Annotated in this window: 14 protein-coding genes and 2 pseudogenes; 4 read left to right on the forward strand and 12 right to left on the reverse strand. The window is 59.0% G+C overall.

What is annotated here, in order from left to right; translation table 11 throughout:
• Window positions 1–178: 178 nt before the first annotated feature.
• The 5 genes from PU724_RS31665 to PU724_RS31685 form a co-directional block, all read right to left on the reverse strand.
• Window positions 179–442, reverse strand: coding sequence for a hypothetical protein (locus PU724_RS31665; protein WP_354425608.1), 264 nt, complete (start codon window positions 440–442; stop codon window positions 179–181).
• Between the two features lie 59 nt (window positions 443–501).
• Window positions 502–1,791, reverse strand: a complete 1,290-nt coding sequence (locus PU724_RS31670; protein ID WP_354425606.1) for a type II toxin-antitoxin system HipA family toxin — start codon at window positions 1,789–1,791, stop codon at window positions 502–504.
• Between the two features lies 1 nt (window position 1,792).
• A complete protein-coding gene (locus PU724_RS31675; RefSeq protein WP_426213760.1) occupies window positions 1,793–2,107 on the reverse strand; it encodes a helix-turn-helix domain-containing protein in 315 nt (104 codons plus the stop codon).
• 793 nt (window positions 2,108–2,900) lie between these two features.
• On the reverse strand, window positions 2,901–6,056 hold the full coding sequence (locus PU724_RS31680) for a multidrug efflux RND transporter permease subunit (protein ID WP_354425602.1): 3,156 nt from the start codon (window positions 6,054–6,056) through the stop codon (window positions 2,901–2,903).
• Window positions 6,057–6,071: 15 nt separating this feature from the next.
• A complete protein-coding gene (locus PU724_RS31685) occupies window positions 6,072–7,115 on the reverse strand; it encodes an efflux RND transporter periplasmic adaptor subunit (protein WP_483238256.1) in 1,044 nt (347 codons plus the stop codon).
• A 1,029-nt stretch (window positions 7,116–8,144) separates the two neighbouring features.
• On the opposite strand from PU724_RS31685, the gene PU724_RS31690 reads away from it, so the two are divergent.
• Window positions 8,145–8,315 carry a hypothetical protein gene (locus PU724_RS31690; RefSeq protein WP_426213762.1) on the forward strand — a complete coding sequence of 57 codons (171 nt, stop codon included), beginning with the start codon at window positions 8,145–8,147 and terminating at the stop codon, window positions 8,313–8,315.
• A gap of 12 nt (window positions 8,316–8,327) precedes the next feature.
• Here the strand turns inward: PU724_RS31690 and PU724_RS31695 are convergent, their stop codons facing one another.
• Complete coding sequence (locus PU724_RS31695; RefSeq protein ID WP_354425598.1) at window positions 8,328–8,612, reverse strand: hypothetical protein; 285 nt, start codon at window positions 8,610–8,612, stop codon at window positions 8,328–8,330.
• A 57-nt stretch (window positions 8,613–8,669) separates the two neighbouring features.
• Between PU724_RS31695 and PU724_RS31700 the strand changes: the two genes are divergently transcribed.
• Window positions 8,670–9,152, forward strand: a complete 483-nt coding sequence (locus tag PU724_RS31700) for a Ros/MucR family transcriptional regulator (protein WP_354425596.1) — start codon at window positions 8,670–8,672, stop codon at window positions 9,150–9,152.
• Here PU724_RS31700 and PU724_RS31705 read toward each other — a convergent pair.
• The 3 genes and pseudogenes from PU724_RS31705 to PU724_RS31715 all read right to left on the reverse strand — a co-directional run.
• Window positions 9,149–9,475, reverse strand: a pseudogene (locus tag PU724_RS31705) (NTP transferase domain-containing protein); the annotation flags it as partial. The gene PU724_RS31700 and the pseudogene PU724_RS31705 sit on opposite strands and share 4 nt — an antisense overlap.
• Before the next feature lie 286 nt (window positions 9,476–9,761).
• The gene (gene aepX, locus PU724_RS31710; RefSeq protein WP_354425594.1) at window positions 9,762–10,754 is read right to left on the reverse strand and encodes a phosphoenolpyruvate mutase; all 993 of its coding nucleotides are present in this window, start codon (window positions 10,752–10,754) and stop codon (window positions 9,762–9,764) included.
• A gap of 745 nt (window positions 10,755–11,499) precedes the next feature.
• Window positions 11,500–12,804, reverse strand: a complete 1,305-nt coding sequence (locus tag PU724_RS31715; RefSeq protein ID WP_354425592.1) for an MFS transporter — start codon at window positions 12,802–12,804, stop codon at window positions 11,500–11,502.
• A gap of 118 nt (window positions 12,805–12,922) precedes the next feature.
• On the opposite strand from PU724_RS31715, the gene PU724_RS31720 reads away from it, so the two are divergent.
• Window positions 12,923–13,822, forward strand: coding sequence for a LysR substrate-binding domain-containing protein (locus tag PU724_RS31720; RefSeq protein ID WP_354425590.1), 900 nt, complete (start codon window positions 12,923–12,925; stop codon window positions 13,820–13,822).
• Between the two features lie 67 nt (window positions 13,823–13,889).
• Here the strand turns inward: PU724_RS31720 and PU724_RS31725 are convergent, their stop codons facing one another.
• From PU724_RS31725 to PU724_RS31735, 3 genes and pseudogenes are all read right to left on the reverse strand, one after another.
• On the reverse strand, window positions 13,890–14,243 hold the full coding sequence (locus PU724_RS31725) for a YnfA family protein (RefSeq protein WP_354425588.1): 354 nt from the start codon (window positions 14,241–14,243) through the stop codon (window positions 13,890–13,892).
• Window positions 14,244–14,284: 41 nt separating this feature from the next.
• Window positions 14,285–14,443, reverse strand: a pseudogene (locus PU724_RS31730) (thioredoxin domain-containing protein); the annotation flags it as partial.
• Complete coding sequence (locus PU724_RS31735; protein ID WP_354425586.1) at window positions 14,440–15,141, reverse strand: aquaporin; 702 nt, start codon at window positions 15,139–15,141, stop codon at window positions 14,440–14,442. The gene PU724_RS31735 and the pseudogene PU724_RS31730, both read right to left, overlap by 4 nt.
• 143 nt (window positions 15,142–15,284) lie before the next feature.
• On the opposite strand from PU724_RS31735, the gene PU724_RS31740 reads away from it, so the two are divergent.
• A complete protein-coding gene (locus tag PU724_RS31740) occupies window positions 15,285–16,316 on the forward strand; it encodes a LacI family DNA-binding transcriptional regulator (protein WP_354425610.1) in 1,032 nt (343 codons plus the stop codon).
• The last annotated feature ends 409 nt before the right edge of the window (window positions 16,317–16,725 follow it).

The raw sequence follows: 16,725 nt of genomic DNA on the forward strand, positions 1-16,725 counted from the left end.
TTGTTCACCCGCGTCCCAGGCCACGTCTCCACCGATAGGCGCTCCGTCACTGAGAACCGACCGAGGAAATCGGTGTCGGGTGGATTATTGCGCAGATCGCACCTTGCAAAAGGACATCAGAGCGGTGCACGAAGGCACCTTACCCGAAGTCGCCCGATGCGTGTATGGCGGTCAGCCGTTAGTTGATGCGCCGGCCGTGATCACTGCGCCAGGACGGCTGCTCCGCTATATTGGGAACGCCGTCCAGTTCGTCGGCCACTTCAAAGCCGGGAGCTACATCGGCATTTCCATGGTCACTTCGGCCCCGATGGATTTCCGACGCCGGTGTTCCCTGGAGCGATTGTCCGAAAGGATCATAGTCGTAGGCGGGTGCGGTACTGACGCTAGCAAAGGCGCGGCGAACGGAGCCGATGTTGTCCGTTCCGTAGTAATAGGGCTGCATTGGCGAAAACCGGGGACAACCTCGGTCGCGCAGGAGTTGAAGAGCAACTGCCACCAAGTTCAACCCTGCGAAACGTGCCAGGTGCGACATCTGTCGTTCGGCGCATCAGGTAAACCGATATTAGACGGATCTATGGCCTCTCGGCGATGCTCGAGCATCGTCGGTGAATCCAAAATGTCGCCAAGGTAGTCGATGTCGACCCCTGCGACGCCGCATTCTGAAAAAATGTCCTGCCATCTTCCGATCCATCCGGCCACCCGGTTCCATTCGTGCTGAGCATCCTCTTTTGACATGCCGAAGTGAGGCGCCGCCGCCATGGCGTGTGTGATACTGAAGTCGTTCAGAAACCTGGAGTTCGGAGAGATCTGGATCGCCTGTTGTCCGAGACCGTTCATTTGAGTCGGAATGTCGAAAGCCGGCGACAGCAGCCATCCGTCCTCGGTATGGAGAAAGGCGTGGTTCTTCGTGTGATCGTCAGTGTTGTCTATCATGATGTTGAACGCCATCCTGCGGAATAGTTCCCGTTGCATCGACTGGATGCAGTCGGCGACTCCATGGCGTCGGATGATCGCCGCGATGGTGGCATAGCTGTCGTCGGCCTCCGAGGCCAGCATCGTGCGTGCTGAAACAGCGTGGACGCGCAGACCTCCAACACGGTCAAAACGACGGACCATCAGAATATGATCGATACCGCCGGGGATGACCCGTGACGATGCGACGTGTAATCCAGCTCTGCGCCCCAGTTCCATGCAGGCATGCTCGACAAGGAGATGATCCACGTTGCTGCCGCGCGGAAACTTGGCGATCCACTCTTGTCCATCAGCTTCGATCAGCATCTTGGGGTGGGTGCCGCCCATGCTGCCGGCGCTGGCGATGAGCTGTCTTTCTCGTTCGCTGAGAGGTTCACGCTCGAGGACGCGTGCAATCAGCGCCTCCGCTTCCTGAAGGGAATCCACACTCATGAGTGGCAGTTCGTCGACGGGACGATATTCATCGAAGCTGGAAGACATCCCAAGCGCACCGAAACGGCGGTCGCCCGCATACCAGAGCTTGTCGAGTGGGCTCATGCGCGAGGGGCGAGAGACGACCCTGATCATACGTTCCCCCCAGCGATCCGGCATAGCGTCTTCGATTGCGCCAGGAGCCATCATGTCCTTCAAGGGAGCATGCACCCTCTTGTCATGGGTGAGATCCGGAGAGAGAGGGAATCCGGAACGCCTCCACTCGTCATTCAGCTCAAGAAGGCATCGCCGATTGCCCGCCTCGAGCTTCACCCGGCCGACGAGGCGCGGCTCGAGCGGATTCTCGAGATACCAGACCGCAAGAGAGTTTCCTCGGAAGTCGTTCACGCTATCCTCTCTTTCGGCTCGCCCGGTTCACATCGAGCATCGTGGCGTACTCGTCCTCGCCAGGCTTGAGAATCTCAGCAAGCTTTTCGGACTTCCCAAAAATCCAAAGCGCCGCGGCATAAACACCTATCGACACCTTTGCATCGCCCGCCTCCATCCTGCGCAGCGTAGGGATCGAAGTCCCCATCCTGGCGGCCATGGTCTTAAGGCTGTCTCCTCTACGCTCGCGGGCGATGCGCAGGTGAGAGCCAAGTGCTTCCAGTGCGACCACCGTTGCTTCGGTGAGGATTTCAAGCGATGCGGAACTCTTTGACATAAACGTAAGTTTTCTCATACCAGATTCTTTATGAACATATATGTTCTTTTCAAAGCCGAATTCAAGGGGCTACCTACCTCCACGAATGTGAAGAGATTCCGACGCAGCCTTACGCATTCATCAACACGGCCTGCAGGCCATGTTGATCCCGTCGTGAGCATCGCGGATGGAAGACGAAGCCAGTAATGTTGAGGTTGATAGTTGGTGGCACTTGCTACCTAATTCCGGGCAATTCACTACTTGGCTACGCAATGGGCGAACACGCTTTCCGAGAAAGAACGGGAACACCCGTCCTTCTCGGCCTTCAAAGCATGGCTCTCGGCCAACCGCTATTCAGGCTATCTCAGCTTTCGCTCCGTCATGCGCGCGGACTACGATGCGGAAATGTGCGGCATTCGGTAGCAAAAGCCACCAGACCTGATTTCCTGGCAGCGGAATGCATCAACCTCATCGCAGATCGCCATCACGTCGATCTGGATCCCGCGGCCCATGACAAGTTCACGACCCACGCGTCAGCGTCGCTGAGCAGTCTCGTGAAGCGTGGCCGTGTTCGTCACGCGGGGAAGATGGAGGGCAACAAGCGACAGCACGGCAAGATCGACCTGCGCGGCAGCCGTGATGCGCCAGCTCATGCTAGCCGATCGGTCGAACATCCACGCCGGAACCTTCCGGCAAAGCCAGCAGCCGTGCTGGAGGATTGGAGACCGGCAATGTAGCAGCGCGTTGCAATACGTGCGGATGAACTCGTCACCCTCGAGCGGTCCATCTTGGGGTGGCTACGTGCTCTTAGACCTCATTCATTCAGCTCCTGAATGGTTGGCTCCATCGCGGATTGTGCCGATGCTGTGTCGAAATTCGGCGTAACCTGCTCCTTGCCGAAGATTAACATGACCAAATGGTAGAACACGGGCACGAAAAGCAACGCAAAGACGGTCGCTGCGATGATTCCGCCGAGGACACCGGTGCCGAGCGCCTTCTGTGTTTCAGCACTCGCTCCGCGCGCATAGACAAGCGGCAGGACCCCCAGCGCGAAGGCCAGCGAGGTCATGACGATCGGCCGGATGCGCAGCCGTGCCGCCTCGACAATGGCGTCGGGCAACGCCCAGCCTTCGTGCAGTTTGGCCTTGGCGAACTCGACGATCAGGATGGCGTTCTTGGCCGAGAGGCCGATGACGGTAATCAAGCCTACCTGGAAGAAGACGTCATTAGACTGCCCGCCGAGTGACACTGCCGCTACTGAGCCAATAATGCCGAGTGGTACGATCAGCATGACCGAGATCGGCAGGGTCCAGCTTTCATATAGCGCCGCGAGCACCAGGAAGACGATCAGCGTGGAAATGGTCAGCAGCATCTGCGTCTGTGCGCCTGCCTGGCGTTGCTGCAAGGATTCGCCGGTCCATTCGACGCCGAAACCTTCCGGCAATTGCTGGACCAGCCTATCAACCTCGGCCATGGCATCGCCGTTGGTCACGCCTTTCGCACCTTGACCACCCAAGCTAACCGCGAGATAGCCGTTATAGCGCGAGATCTGGCGCGGCGAACTGTTCCATTTGGCTGTTGCCACCTCGCCTAATGCGACCATCCCGCCGTTGTCGCTACGTACGAAGAGTCTGAGCACGTCGGCCACCTGCATTCGGTGGCGCGCATCGGCTTGTATGGTCACCGGATGCAGCTTGCCTGCATCGGAGAAGTCGCCGACATAGCTTGAGCTGATGGCGGTGCTCAGTGTCTCGCTGACCGCCTGGAGCGAAACGCCAAGCGCCTGCGCCTTGTTGCGATCAAACTGGAGTTCGACATTGGGGCCGCTCGGCAGACTGTAGTTAAATAGACTGGCGAGCTTAGGGCTCTTCGCGGCTGAATTCAGAAGCTGTTTCTGCGCCGCCAGCAAGGCATCGAGGCCCTTGCCACTACGATCCTGCAGCATGAAGCTGAAGCCCCCGCCACCGCCAAGTTCTTCGACAGCGGGAGGGAGCCAGACCACAATCGAACCTTCCGGCGTATTCGCCATGGCTTTGGTCATCGCGGCGACTTCCTTGCTGGCTGGAAGATTTGCCCGTTCCTTCCAGTCCTTGAGCGTCACATAGGCCATTGCGGCATTGGAGCCCGCTCCCATGAAACTGTAGCCATTGATTAGGAGACTATCCTTTGTGGCCTCTCGCTGGGACACTATGGTGCTAAACAGGTCAGTCACCTTGGCCGTACGTTCTTGGGTGGCGTCGGCCGGCAGGGTGAACGACACGATGTAATGGCCCTGATCCTCGTTCGGCATGAAAGCCGTTGGCACCAGCGGGAACCAATAGATCAGTGCAGCCACAAGGATCACGTAGACAGCCATCACGCGGCCCCCACGCCGGAGCAGCGCCCCAACGGTCTTGCCATAGCCGTGCGTGAGCTTGTCTACAGCCTTATCGAATAGCGCGAGGGGGGGCCATTTTTTCTGACCATACTGGACAGGCTTCAGAAGGCTGGCGCACAGCGCCGGAGACAGCGTGAGGGCAAGGAGGGCCGAAAATAAGATCGAAACGGTCATGGAGAGCGTAAACTGCCGGTAGACGGCGCCAACCGACCCACTGGCGAGTCCCATAGGAATGAAGACCGCCACGAGCACCGCCGAGATGCCGATCACCGCGCCGGTGATCTCATTCATGGCCTTGCGTGTCGCCTCCTTAGGCGACAATCCTTCGGTCGCCATGATGCGCTCAACATTTTCCACCACGACAATCGCGTCGTCGACGATAATGCCAATGGCAAGTACCATGCCAAACATTGTGAGGACGTTGATCGAATAGCCGACCAAGAACATCACTGCGAAAGTTCCGAGGAGGGCGACTGGCGCTACGACAGCAGGAATGACGGTGTAGCGGATGCTCTGGAGGAATACGTACGTCACCGCGAAAACCAGTACCATGGCCTCGACGAGCGTCGCGATGACCTTGTCAATGGACACCTTGATGAAAGGCGAGGTGTCGAATGGCAGTGCGTAGGATATGCCCTCTGGCATGGACGCCTTCAGCTCTGCAAGCCGCGCCTTGATCGCTTCAGCAGTGGCCACGGCGTTCGCCCCTGGCGAAAGCAGGATCGCTGCGCCCGTCACTTGGTTGCCGTTCTGGAGCATTGAGAACGAGCTTGTCTGTGCGCCGATTTCAACCCGCGCAACATCGCTCAGCAGCACCGTGGCGCCACTGCGCTCGCCCTTGATCACCAACTTGCTGAACTGCTCAGGCGTCGAAAGGTCACTGCCCACGGAAAGTGGCACGGTCACCATCTGGCCGGGCACGGTGGGGGCTGCGCCCAGTTGGCCCGGGGCGACCTGCAGGTTTTGGGTCTGTATAGCGGCGGCCACGTCGGCAACGCTCAGATTTAGCATTTCGAGCTTGAGCGGATCGACCCAGATTCGCATTGCCTTTTCAGTGCCGAAAGACTGCAAGCGGCCCACACCTTTGATGCGCTTGAGCTCGGGCACGATGTATTTGGTGAAATAATCCTCGAGGTCGAGCGCCGAAAATCGGTTCCCCTGGGCGCTCAGCGTCACGATGGCGAGGAAGCCAGCCGACGCCGATTCGATCGACAGACCGGCTTGGCGGACGAGTGCCGGCAGGCGCGGTTCGACACCCTTCAGACGATTTTGCACGTCCACCATGGCAAGCTCCGGGTTGGTGCCGGAGGCAAAAGTTAGCGTAATGCTGGCGCCACCAGTGCTGTCGGCGGTCGAGCTGAAATAGAGAAGGTTCTTGACGCCCGTCAGCTCGCTTTCAATCGGGACGACCACCTCCTCATTAACCGTTTCGGCTGAAGCGCCGGGATAGCTGGCGAACACGCTGATGGTCGGTGGCGCAATGGTGGGAAAGCGCGCGACGGGCAGCTGCGGAATGGCGATGATGCCGAATAGCGCGATAAAGGCGGCCACGACCCACGCGAAAACGGGGCGATCTGTGAAAAACTGAGGCATTTCCGCTCAAACCGCCTAGTATCTTTGTTCCGTGGCGACGGTTTCGGCTATTCTGAATTCCACGGTGCGCACAGGGCCTGAAGCGACCAGTTTGTCCTGGCCCTCAACGACAATGCGTTCTCCGGCCTTAAGTCCCTTGCGGACGATGTAGTTGCCGCCCACTAGTTCCCCCAGCTGAATGGGTTTGGCGACAGCGTTGCCAGCACCATCAACGACATAGACGCTGGGCACGCCGAGCACGTTGCGCACCACGGTCTGTTGCGGCACGCTGACGGCATCGGGATAGGTGCCGCGTGGAACCCGGGCCCGAACAAACATGCCCGGCAATAGGCGGCGATCGGGGTTGTCGGCCACTGCTCGCAAGCGCACGTTGCCAGTGCCCTCATCGACGCTGATATCGGAAAACAGAGCCTTGGCGGCGATGACATCGTCATCGCTTTCGCCGATCAGAATTTCGATCGGGATTGACCCCGCCTGTTGCAAGCCGCCCGTGCGCACCATGGCACGTAGGTGCTCCAATCGCGAGGCGGGCTGGCGAATATCCAAATGGACCTTGCCGATTTGCTGGATGGTGGCGAGGCTCATGGAGTTGGTGGCTTCCGCGAGCGTACCCTGTTCCGCCGTGGCTGCACCGATCTGCCCGTCGATCGGTGCCTTGATGGTGGCAAGACCAAGCGACAGCCGCGCCTTTTTCAACGCCGCATCCGCCTGGACGAGGTCGGCCTCGGCCTGGGCGTGCTGGGAAACGGTCTGATCCAGTTTCTGGTCAGTGATACTCTCACTTCGCCGAAGCACTTGGGCGCGTTCCAGGTCCGCCTCGGTCTGCTGGAGGGCGGCTCGGGCCTTCTGTAGGCCGGCTTCGGCGCTTGCGACATCGGCCGCGAAGGAAGCGATGTCGATCTGGAATAGCGGTTGGCCACGGGCGACGTCGCTACCTTCCTCAAACAGGCGGGCTACGATGAGGCCATTCACCTGTGGCCGGATCTCGGCCGTGCGGAAGGCTGAGACGCGTGCCGGCAGTTCGTCCCAGACCGTCACAGTCCGCTTTTCCAGCTTCATGACCGACACCAGCGGTGCGGACGCCTCTGTCGCCGACGGTGGCTTGCGCCTATCCGAGCACCCAGGAACGACCGTAACTGCGAGGATGCCACAAAGGACGGATAGTTTGCGGAACAACATCGGCATTCCAGAACCAAGTGAAAAGGGAACCGAAGCGGCCTCCGTGGTGGGCATTAATCTGCCGCTCTGTGCAGTCAGTGTCGACACTGGCGCAAATCGGGTGCAGACGACTTTGAAACACCTGCAGCATCGACAAAATACGGCAAGTGCATGTATTGGTAGAGCGAGGTTAGACTCTGAAAGATTATGGGTCCTCAGGTAGGAGGCTCGCAACCATTCCCGCGAACCCCAGTCAAAACGCGCGATTTAGCTTTAATTTTTCTGACGTTTACTGCAGAAGACAAAGTGCAGATTGTTATCAGAAAAGCTGCAGCTGCGATCGTTCGGCTCATAAATATTTGTCCTGTCCATTATCCTGTGTGGCTGTCGAGTGTGCTTCGGAACTTAATTTACCTTTGCGAAAAGGAATGAGCCTCCGTTCCGATGAATTCGGTAAGGCTCACGCAACAGTCATGCCAGATGCAATACGAGGTCAATTGCAATCGGTTGCGGACTTTCGCCCTCTCGGCCATCGACAGCCCCCTATTCTTTGTCGGATTCCCTCCATGAATTTGGAGAGAGTCGGTCGAAAGGTGGGCGCGAAGGGATGGCCCTTCGTCCCCCTCATCATCGAAGGGACTGTACCTTCGTACAATACCCTGATGCGGTCCTCGACGCTGCGGAAGTCGACCACGTCGCCAGGCGTGGCCGTTATCAGCCCTTCGTCGGCCCACCGCACATATGGCGCCCCGGACGCCTCCTGCCCGAGATTGGGCACACGCTGGCAACCGCTTCATCGTCGAACGCCGCGTTGGTCTCCATATTTTTTTGGGGAGGAGCCGCCCCGAAAAGCGGCCTTGGATTGCTCGAAGAGCGTGCCCGGGTCGACAGGCAGCTCGGACCAGTCGAAGGCCTCGCCGCCTTCTTGCAGTGGTCGCGCTCGCGGAGATAAAGCACTGCCCAGCGCTGGCCGGTCCGCCGGTAGAAGCGCGCCAGGGCATCCAACGCGGGCTCGATTTGCCCGAAAACCTCGCGCTCGATCTTCGCCTTCGACACGTCGTCGCCTTGCGCGACTGGGACGGGCTTGCAGCCGCGCCGTAGCGGATCGCCGACCTACGCCATCTCCGGCTTTAGGGTCGCGTCGTCCGGCAGGAAGAATACGGTGGGTCGCCAGAGGGTAGGGATCGACGGGGATCCGGGCATGAGCACGACCGCCGTCGCCCTGCAAGCGTACGTGCGGCAGTATCCTGCGCGCGTCAGGCTCTGGTCATCGAGATGCCAGCCGTCGGCAGTGTTCCCGTCACGGAAGCGAAGGTCGAAGGCGCTGCGGGAAGCGTACTCGGGCAGCGGCCGCGCATGCGCGGCAATGGCCTGCTTGATACGAGCGGTGATATCCAAGATTTGGTTCCTTCTTTGCACGATAAATGATGTCGCTCACCGGATGGCGAGGGTCATATGCGTGCGAAAGAAGGGGCGCTCGTGTTGATCGCACCGCTTCGGGAAGTTAGGAAGGCCGGAAGCACTTCAGCAGGAGAATTTGTTTTGTCCGACGAGACTATCAATCTGATCGAGCTAACCGCAGATATCGTTTCCGCCTACGTCAGTAAGAACCCGGTACCCGTCGCGTCTCTGCCGGAACTGATTTCCAGCGTGAATTCGTCACTCTCGAAAATCGGCCAACCAACCGAACTCGAGAAGCCGGCCCAGGCTCCAGCGGTCAATCCGAAGAGGTCGGTGTTCCCCGACTACATTGTTTGCCTCGAGGACGGGAAAAAGTTCAAATCATTGAAGCGGCATCTTGGGGTCCATTACGGCCTCACTCCAGACGAATACCGCAAAAAGTGGGGCTTGCCGGCAGACTACCCGATGGTCGCCCCGAATTATGCCGCGACGCGCTCTGCTTTAGCCAAGACCATGGGGCTCGGTCGAAAGCGGTAGGTATTGCCCGCCAAAAGGGCGTGACGCGCCAGCCAAAGGGAATAGGCGCTACCGGTTCTGTCGAAAACGTCGGATTCGACATAACTGATTTCGAAGCTTCGGAAGCGGCGGCCGCAGGAGTATTCGATCGCGTCCTTGCGATAGCCGACGACTATAGTGACCTCTTCCACGCCGACGGCCTCAAGGTTTCGAAGCGCATTGTGGAGTATCGGAGTGCCATTGACTTCAACGAGGGGCTTTGGCCTCAAGTCAGTCAACGGTCGCAGACGCGATCCGAAGCCGGCGGCGAGGATAACGGCTTGCCTGGGAGACTTACCTGCCATTTATTGCTCCCCTCTGGGCCGCTCTGGGGGGACTCCCGGTTCCCGGGAGCCGCGGCTATCAGCACGCCTGCCGAGCCGTCCTCGGGCGATTTGAATGCCGCGCCTGGGCAGTGCAGTCGGACCGGGGTAGAGCGGCCAGACTGCTTTCCAGGACTCTCAGGTTGACGATCTCCTGGCCGAGGTCGAGGCCAGACGCGACGCGTCGCCCCGCCGCGATTCCGCAGGATTTCAAACAAATGTATGTCTTCAGTCGGCACGTGCGTCTCCCAAATCTGCGATTGCGCTTTCAAGTCGACCGATCCCGTCGGCTCGCCTGAGCGGCGCCGGTTCCGGTCTTCGGCCAAAGATAGTGCGTCTCGGCAGACGCGAGCTCGTCATAACCCATCAATGCGAAGAGCTCTTCCAGCGAAGCGACATCCCGCTCGGCGCCCGCTAGGCCTTCCTCGCGAATGATGCGATTGCAGACGTCACGCATCGCGGCGAGCGCGGCGCGCATGTTGTGGTTCGCCCAGATCACCGTCGAAATGCGTGCGGCGCGATATTCGGCGACCGGCGTGCGGTAGTATTTCGTCGGCACGATCACCACAGGAAGCCGATTGTGCCAGGATTGGGCAAACGCCAAGATTTCTGTAGGATCGGGCTTACGCGAATGGATCAGGATCGCGTCGGCACCCGCCTCGGCATAGGCATGCGCCCGCGAAAGTGCCTCGTCCTGGCCGTGACCGGCGATGAGAGCCTTTATCCGAGCCACCAGCACGAAACGGTGGTCAGGGACGCTATCTTTCACGGCCTTCAAACGGCCGCAGAACTCTTCGATTTCCGCTAGCTGGTGGCGATCACCGATGAAAGAGTTCATCTTAGGGAAGGTCTTGTCCTCGATGCATACGCCACCCGCCCCGCGTCTGTGCAGATGGGTAGCCACAAGGCGAGCGTTGTTGAAATCGCCGAAGCCGCTATCGCCGTCGACGAGAATAGGAATGTTGGCGGCACGAGACATGCGTTCCACGACGTCGGCCACTTCGCTCCAAGACGCCTCGTTCGCATCGCGGTACCCGAGGCTGGAGGAGATCGAAAGGCCGGATGCCCAGAGCGCCTTGAAACCGGCCCGTTGCGCAATCGCCGCGGAGCGCGCGTCATGGGCCTCCATGAGGAACGACGGGCTGTCACGGATGCAAATGATATCTCGAAGCGCAAGCACACCTTCGCCACCATTGCCGTTCGGATTTCGCGGGTGACGCGGTTTTTCGGGGGGTATGCGCACCCGACGTAGATCCGACATGCAGCTTTCCTCCCTTCGTTCCATCGATCGCAATATCAACCCCCGCATGAATCCGCTTGGCAGCCCAGCCATCCTTTTGGGAGGATGTATCAAGTGTCATGCCAACTCGGCTGGGATGCGTCAGAAACGTGTTCCCGCTGTTATTCAATGACTTGAATGATGGAGAGAGGTGGAGGCAACCGGACAGCACGTGTTGTTCTCTCTACAAATTGGCAGGGTAGCGTCGGTTACCCTGTCTTGCCGACGGTCGTCCTTCTCTGAATGCTCTGGCAGCTCGGATACGACATGCCGCCCTGAGAGCAACTGCCTCCGCCAGCTGCTTCTCGCCGGTTGAAAGCTGCGGTTGTTGTCGTCAGAGGTCCGCGGCTGAGATGAGCGGCCGCTTAAGGTGCTCAGGGAACAGACCCTGCGCCTCGGCAACTGGCCAGAGGCGCGTCTCCCCCTGAAGCCGCTGAAGAACTGCCGAGGCAACTGGCAAATGCCTATAAATTAACTTGTCGCCGAGCGCTCTTGACATTGTTGTCCCCGCCTGCCGTGTGATAGCGAACGGTAAAAGGGGAACGGCCCACAGCAGCTCTTCGGAGTAGATCTTTCCGAGGGGATGCCAATTGCTGCACGGCCCGCGCGAGCGAGAAGCGTCAGAGGGCGTAGAGGAGCCAGTCGTCCGCTCGATTTAATGTCCTCGGAATGCATCCGGTTGGGAGTAGCAGCCCTGCAACGCCCGTCCTGCCGACAGGAGGGGTGGCTAGGCAGCGGTCACTAGAGTTGCAGTTGAGTTGTCCCCTTCGCGCTTTAAGAAGAAGGCCAGCCATACGAGACTGAGACTCACAACGGATACCGACAGATAAACGGGATGGAATGTCCTGAAAACGGATCTTCCGAAGCCACCGAAAAATCCCCCCAGAGTCGTCGAGAGGCCGAGAAGGACATTCGCGACGCCAAAGACAGTCGTCGACGTGGCTGGATCGAACGACTTGCTGATGTAGGCAGGGAAAAGCCCATACATCGAGAAATAGGCGAGCCCATATAGGGCGGCTGCCGCCAGCAGGCTGGTCGCATTGGCGTGGAAGAACACTAGCAGCGAGGCGGCGAACATAGCGAAAAAGCAGATCGTGATCGCTGTCCGGATGCCGGCGCGGTCGGCGATGAAGCCCATTGCGAAGCCGCCCCACATCCCGACAAACCCGATTGCCGACCACATGCCACCGGCGAGGTCGACCGAGAAACCAAGCTCGTCGCGGACGAATGGCGATATGTACGTTTGGAACGGATAGGTAGCGAGTCCGCTAGCGAGCATGATTAGCCAGATCATCATGGATTGCGGGTTGCTGATGGCGCGCACGCGCTTCTTGAGGCTGGAACGGTCGGAAGCCGGAACATTGGCCCGCACCTCTACTGGCAGATTCATAAAGCCATGGCGAAACAGGTAGAGGATCGAGAACACGGTGATGGCGACCCCGAACCCCGCTGTGCAAAACCAGATGCTGCGCCATCCAATTAGGGGAAGCAGCGAGGCTACGAACAGGCCGCTCGCGAAATCAGCATAGCTCTGCCCGCTGGAAACAATTCCGAAGACCTTGGCCCGGTGCTGGAACGGTATGGATTCCGTCACTACGGCCACCATCGGGACATAGACTGCGGACGAACACACACCGAGCACAAACGCCAGGACGTATAACGTTCCGATGGAGTGAGAGACGCCCATCCCAATCTGAGCGCAGAGCGAGACGACGGCTGAGCCGACAATCGTGCGGCCATAGCCGATAGTGGGAGCAAGGAGTCCGGCAAGCAGGCTTGCCAGCAGAAATCCGAAGCGGGCAATCCCTGCCACCGCACCGGTCTCGACATAATTGAAGCCGATGCCCTTCATCATGTCCGGTATCAGGATCGAAAACAGATCCATCGAGAAGCCGTAGGTGATCCCTATGAAGCCAGCGAATATCACGGTCAGGACAATCGTCTTGAGCAGCCCGTGACGCCGTTCCCGGCTCGCCGATTCCAACATAGCTGAACCCTTTTCGATAAATGCCCTGCCCTGCTGCGCATGCATGGGGATAAACCCTGCGCCGGACCCATCAAACCCGCAAACTGGGTAGGTCGCCGAGAGAATCGCGGCAACTGATTTCTGTTGCGTGTCGATTTAGGCTAGCTAAATTGAAACTATGCCGATGCCGGTTTCCCCTCCCGCCCTGCGTGCCTTTGTTGAGGTCGGCCGAAACGGCAGTGTGAAAGACGCGGCAAAAGAGCTGGGCGTGACGCCGGGGGCGGTAAGCCAGCAGATCAAGCTGTTGGAGCTTCAGCTCGGCGTTCGCTTGTTTGACCGGAAGAACCGCGAAATAAAGCTGACACGAGAGGGGCTGCTTCTGTATGGCGATCTGGCTCCAGCCTTTCGGCAGATCGACGATGCCGTTTCGTCGTTTGCGGACAGGCGACCCGGGCCGGAAACCTTGGCCGTGACGACTACGCCGACCTTCGCCGCCTGCTGGCTCACGTCAAGGATCGGACGTTTCTCAAAACTGCATCCGACAATAGAGGTACGTATCGAGACCACCGAACGGCCGGTTGACCTTAAGGCCGACGCTCTCGACGTAGGTATTCGCTATGGAGCCGGCAAGTGGCAGGGACTGGACGCGGTACGCCTTTTCTCGCCGCGGCTCATCGTCGTCGCAAGCCCGGATCTTCTGGTAAACGGGCCTCTGACCGCGCCGGCTGATTGCCTTCACTATCCACTCCTGCACGACCGGACGCGTACAGACTGGTCAATCTGGTTCACCGCTTCAGGTATGAGACTACCCAAAGGTACCCTGAAGGGGCCAAGCTATCCGGATGACACACTGCTGATCGAGGCTGCCAGCGCGGGTCAGGGTTTGGCCGTGGTACGCAATGTCTCCGCAAGTGACGCCTTGGCGTCGGGGAAAATAGTGATCGCGATCGGCAACTCTGTGCCTACGCCAGAGGGGTATTATGCAATCGCGCCGGCCGGAAAAGCGCACATTGCGAAGGTTAAGAAATTTCGCGACTGGATTTTGAGTGAAGCCAATGAGACTGAAAAACGGTTGAGAATTTGAATAACGTCGGTCCGGCTGATGTCTTGCGCCGCCTCCCGCCCAAGGTCAGGTCCCCAACTCGAACACCTCAACGACCTTTGATCGAAACCTTTTGCTGATGAATCTGGACCGCTGATACCGCCAGTAGGGCGACAGCGCCACCCACGAGATCCCACCTATCGGGTGTATGCCCCTCGGCCAGCCACAGCCAAAGCAGCGACGCCGCGATGTAGATGCCTCCGGAGGCTGCATAGGCGCGCCCGGCGTAGTCGCTTGGAATGAGCGTCAGCAGGTATGCGAACAGTACCAGCGATGCGACCCCCGGAGCCAACCAGATGGCTGATTTCCCGAGCTTGAGCCAAGCCCAAAACGCGAAGCAGCCGGCGATCTCTGCGAACGCAGCCGCTGCGAAGGTAAGGAAAGAGCTGAAGATGATGGTCATGCGGTGCGAACTTTTCACAAGCTCGTGGTGATCGTCACCAGCGTCATGCCCATCTGGCCGATCAGCTCAACCAGTTTCTCCCTCGACGGTGGGTTCGTGAGATATTCGATAACTTAAGGTTCCTCGCCGGACTGCCTGATCATCGCCAGCGTGTTGCGCGACGTGCCGCAATCGGGATTGTGATAGATCGTAATGGTCATTCGGCGGCTTTCAATTTCGGGTTGGCCACAGAGGCGGATTTCGGTTCCGCAAGCAACCATCCGGCAAGGAGCAAGGCGACAAAGGCGCCGAGCATCTCGGCAACGATGAAGGCCGGCAGGTCAACCGGCCGGATTCCAGCAAAGGTGTCGGAAAAGGCGCGCGCAATCGCCACGGCAGGGTTGGCGAAGGACGTCGAGGCAGTGAACCAGTAGGCGGCCGTAATGTAGAGCCCGACCAGCCACGGAATGGCATCGGGGCGGAAGCGCAGCCCGGCCAGGATGGTGAAGACAAGGCCGAATGCGGCTACTGCTTCAGCGAGCCATTGACCTGACCCTGTCCGCGCGTGTGCCGAAATCTGGACGAGCGGCAGCTCGAACATCCCGTGCGCGACCAGCGTGCCAACGACCCCGCCGACAATCTGCGCCAGGATGTAGAGCACGGCAGCATTGACGGTGATTTCGCGCCGCAATCCGAAAACCAGCGTCACAGCCGGGTTGAAATGAGCGCCAGAGATTGGACCGAGGATAGTGATCAGCACCACGAGGATGGCGCCCGTCGGCAGTGTATTGCCGAGCAACGCCAGCGCAACATCATTCGTCAGCTTGGCCCCCATGATCCCCGAGCCGATCACGGTCGCGACAAGAACCGCGGTGCCCAGTGCTTCCGCAACAAGGCGGCGTGGCAAATCGACAATCATCAGCTCAACCTGCCTTGGGTAGATCGCGAGCGGGCTAAAATGGCAACGAGCACTCGTGGTGCGGACTCGCGAAAAGGATACGACATGTTAAATTTCTGTGAACCTCTTGTATGTTCCTCGTGACCTCCTGCTATGGTCGAACCATGGCTAAGCGTCCCACAATTGCTGATCTTGCCCGCGAAGCCAACGTCAGCATTGCGACGGTCGATCGGGTTTTGAACGCTCGTTGTCCGGTGAGGCAAGAGACAGCGCGGCGGGTCTGCGAGGCGGCCCGCACCATCGGCTATAACGCGGCGGGTCTGATGCACCAGCGCCCGCAGCGGAACTTGCCGGAGTACCGATTGGGCTTCATCCTCAGAAAGCCGGGCGAGCATTTCTATCAGGATTTCGCGCGCGAGATCAAAGCTGCTGTCGTCGCGGCACAGTCCTTCCGAGTAATTCCGCTCATCGAATTCGCGCCGTCGCATGCACCTGGTGATTTAGCCGCGCTGCTTGAGGACGTGGGTGCACGCTGCCACGCGATCGCGATGGTAGCACCGGATCATCCAACCATCACGGCAGCCGTCGAACAACTCAAATCGAATGGGATCCCGGTTTTTTCGTTGCTTTCCGATTTCGCTGCCGGCGTACGCGAAGGCTATCTCGGCCTCAACAACCGGAAGGTTGGACGGACGGCTGCCTGGATGTTTTCCAAGGTTGCAAAACGACCGGGTAAGGTGGCGGTCCTGGTCGTCAGCCACCGTTTCCAAGGACCCGAACTCCGAGAAATTGGCTTTCGCTCCTATTTCCGTGAGAAAGCGCCGACATTCGAGGTGCTCGATACGCGTGTGAATCTCGATACGCGGCAGATCACGTACGAGGCTACGCTCGATCTCATGCAACGCGAACCCGAACTTGTCGGCTTCTATGTCGCCGGCGCAAGCATGGAAGGCGCCATCGCTGCGCTCCGTGAGGAGGGCGAAGGTAGGGACCTCCTCACGATCGTCAACGAGATCACGCCGGAGTCACGGGCGGCGCTCGCCGACGACGTCATTGCGATGGCGGTCGCCACGCCACTGCGCCGGCTTTGTCGTGAGCTGATAACGCTAATGGCCAGGGTAATCGAGACCGGCACCTCGGTGACGCCATGGCAGACGTTTTTGCCGTTTGAGATTTATCTGCCGGAAAACATTTGAGGCGAGATTCGCTCTCGTTGAGCGGTCAACGACAGAGTATAACGACAGAATTCCACCATATCTCATCACCGGAAAACATTCATCGACTCTGCTTCCGCGTTATGCTCGTTCCGGTCTCGACGATGCCCTCTGCGAGATGAAACTGGAGAGCCGTATAACTGCGCTACCAGACCCATCACCAGGCTGATGTGAGGAGCTTGCCCACAAAGGCGCACCACGACCATATGATCGTCTTGAAATCAGAAAGACGATCCCAATCCGCGGTTCGGCGGGTGGGGGAGGTCGAATGCATGCAACAATAGACGATTGGATGTGCAACAGCCTCCGAACTGCCCTTCCAATCGCTTCTGCAATGGGTGAGAGAAAAAGTCGCCGTTCAATCGTTATGCAGTCGCCCTACGATCCATGG

This window comes from Mesorhizobium abyssinicae (assembly GCF_049887195.1).
GTDB classification, from domain to species: domain Bacteria; phylum Pseudomonadota; class Alphaproteobacteria; order Rhizobiales; family Rhizobiaceae; genus Mesorhizobium; species Mesorhizobium abyssinicae.

Excerpts from the sequence above, each read along its gene's own strand:
- PU724_RS31665 (WP_354425608.1), bottom strand. The coding sequence starts at position 442 with ATGCAGCCCTATTACTACGGAACGGACAACATCGGCTCCGTTCGCCGC.
- PU724_RS31675 (WP_426213760.1), bottom strand. The coding sequence starts at position 2,107 with ATGTCAAAGAGTTCCGCATCGCTTGAAATCCTCACCGAAGCAACGGTG.
- PU724_RS31680 (WP_354425602.1), bottom strand. The coding sequence starts at position 6,056 with ATGCCTCAGTTTTTCACAGATCGCCCCGTTTTCGCGTGGGTCGTGGCC.
- PU724_RS31685 (WP_483238256.1), bottom strand. The coding sequence starts at position 7,115 with ATGAAGCTGGAAAAGCGGACTGTGACGGTCTGGGACGAACTGCCGGCA.
- PU724_RS31700 (WP_354425596.1), top strand. The coding sequence starts at position 8,670 with ATGCGTGCGAAAGAAGGGGCGCTCGTGTTGATCGCACCGCTTCGGGAA.
- aepX (WP_354425594.1), bottom strand. The coding sequence starts at position 10,754 with ATGTCGGATCTACGTCGGGTGCGCATACCCCCCGAAAAACCGCGTCAC.
- PU724_RS31715 (WP_354425592.1), bottom strand. The coding sequence starts at position 12,804 with ATGCATGCGCAGCAGGGCAGGGCATTTATCGAAAAGGGTTCAGCTATG.
- PU724_RS31720 (WP_354425590.1), top strand. The coding sequence starts at position 12,923 with ATGCCGGTTTCCCCTCCCGCCCTGCGTGCCTTTGTTGAGGTCGGCCGA.
- PU724_RS31725 (WP_354425588.1), bottom strand. The coding sequence starts at position 14,243 with ATGACCATCATCTTCAGCTCTTTCCTTACCTTCGCAGCGGCTGCGTTC.
- PU724_RS31735 (WP_354425586.1), bottom strand. The coding sequence starts at position 15,141 with ATGATTGTCGATTTGCCACGCCGCCTTGTTGCGGAAGCACTGGGCACC.
- PU724_RS31740 (WP_354425610.1), top strand. The coding sequence starts at position 15,285 with ATGGCTAAGCGTCCCACAATTGCTGATCTTGCCCGCGAAGCCAACGTC.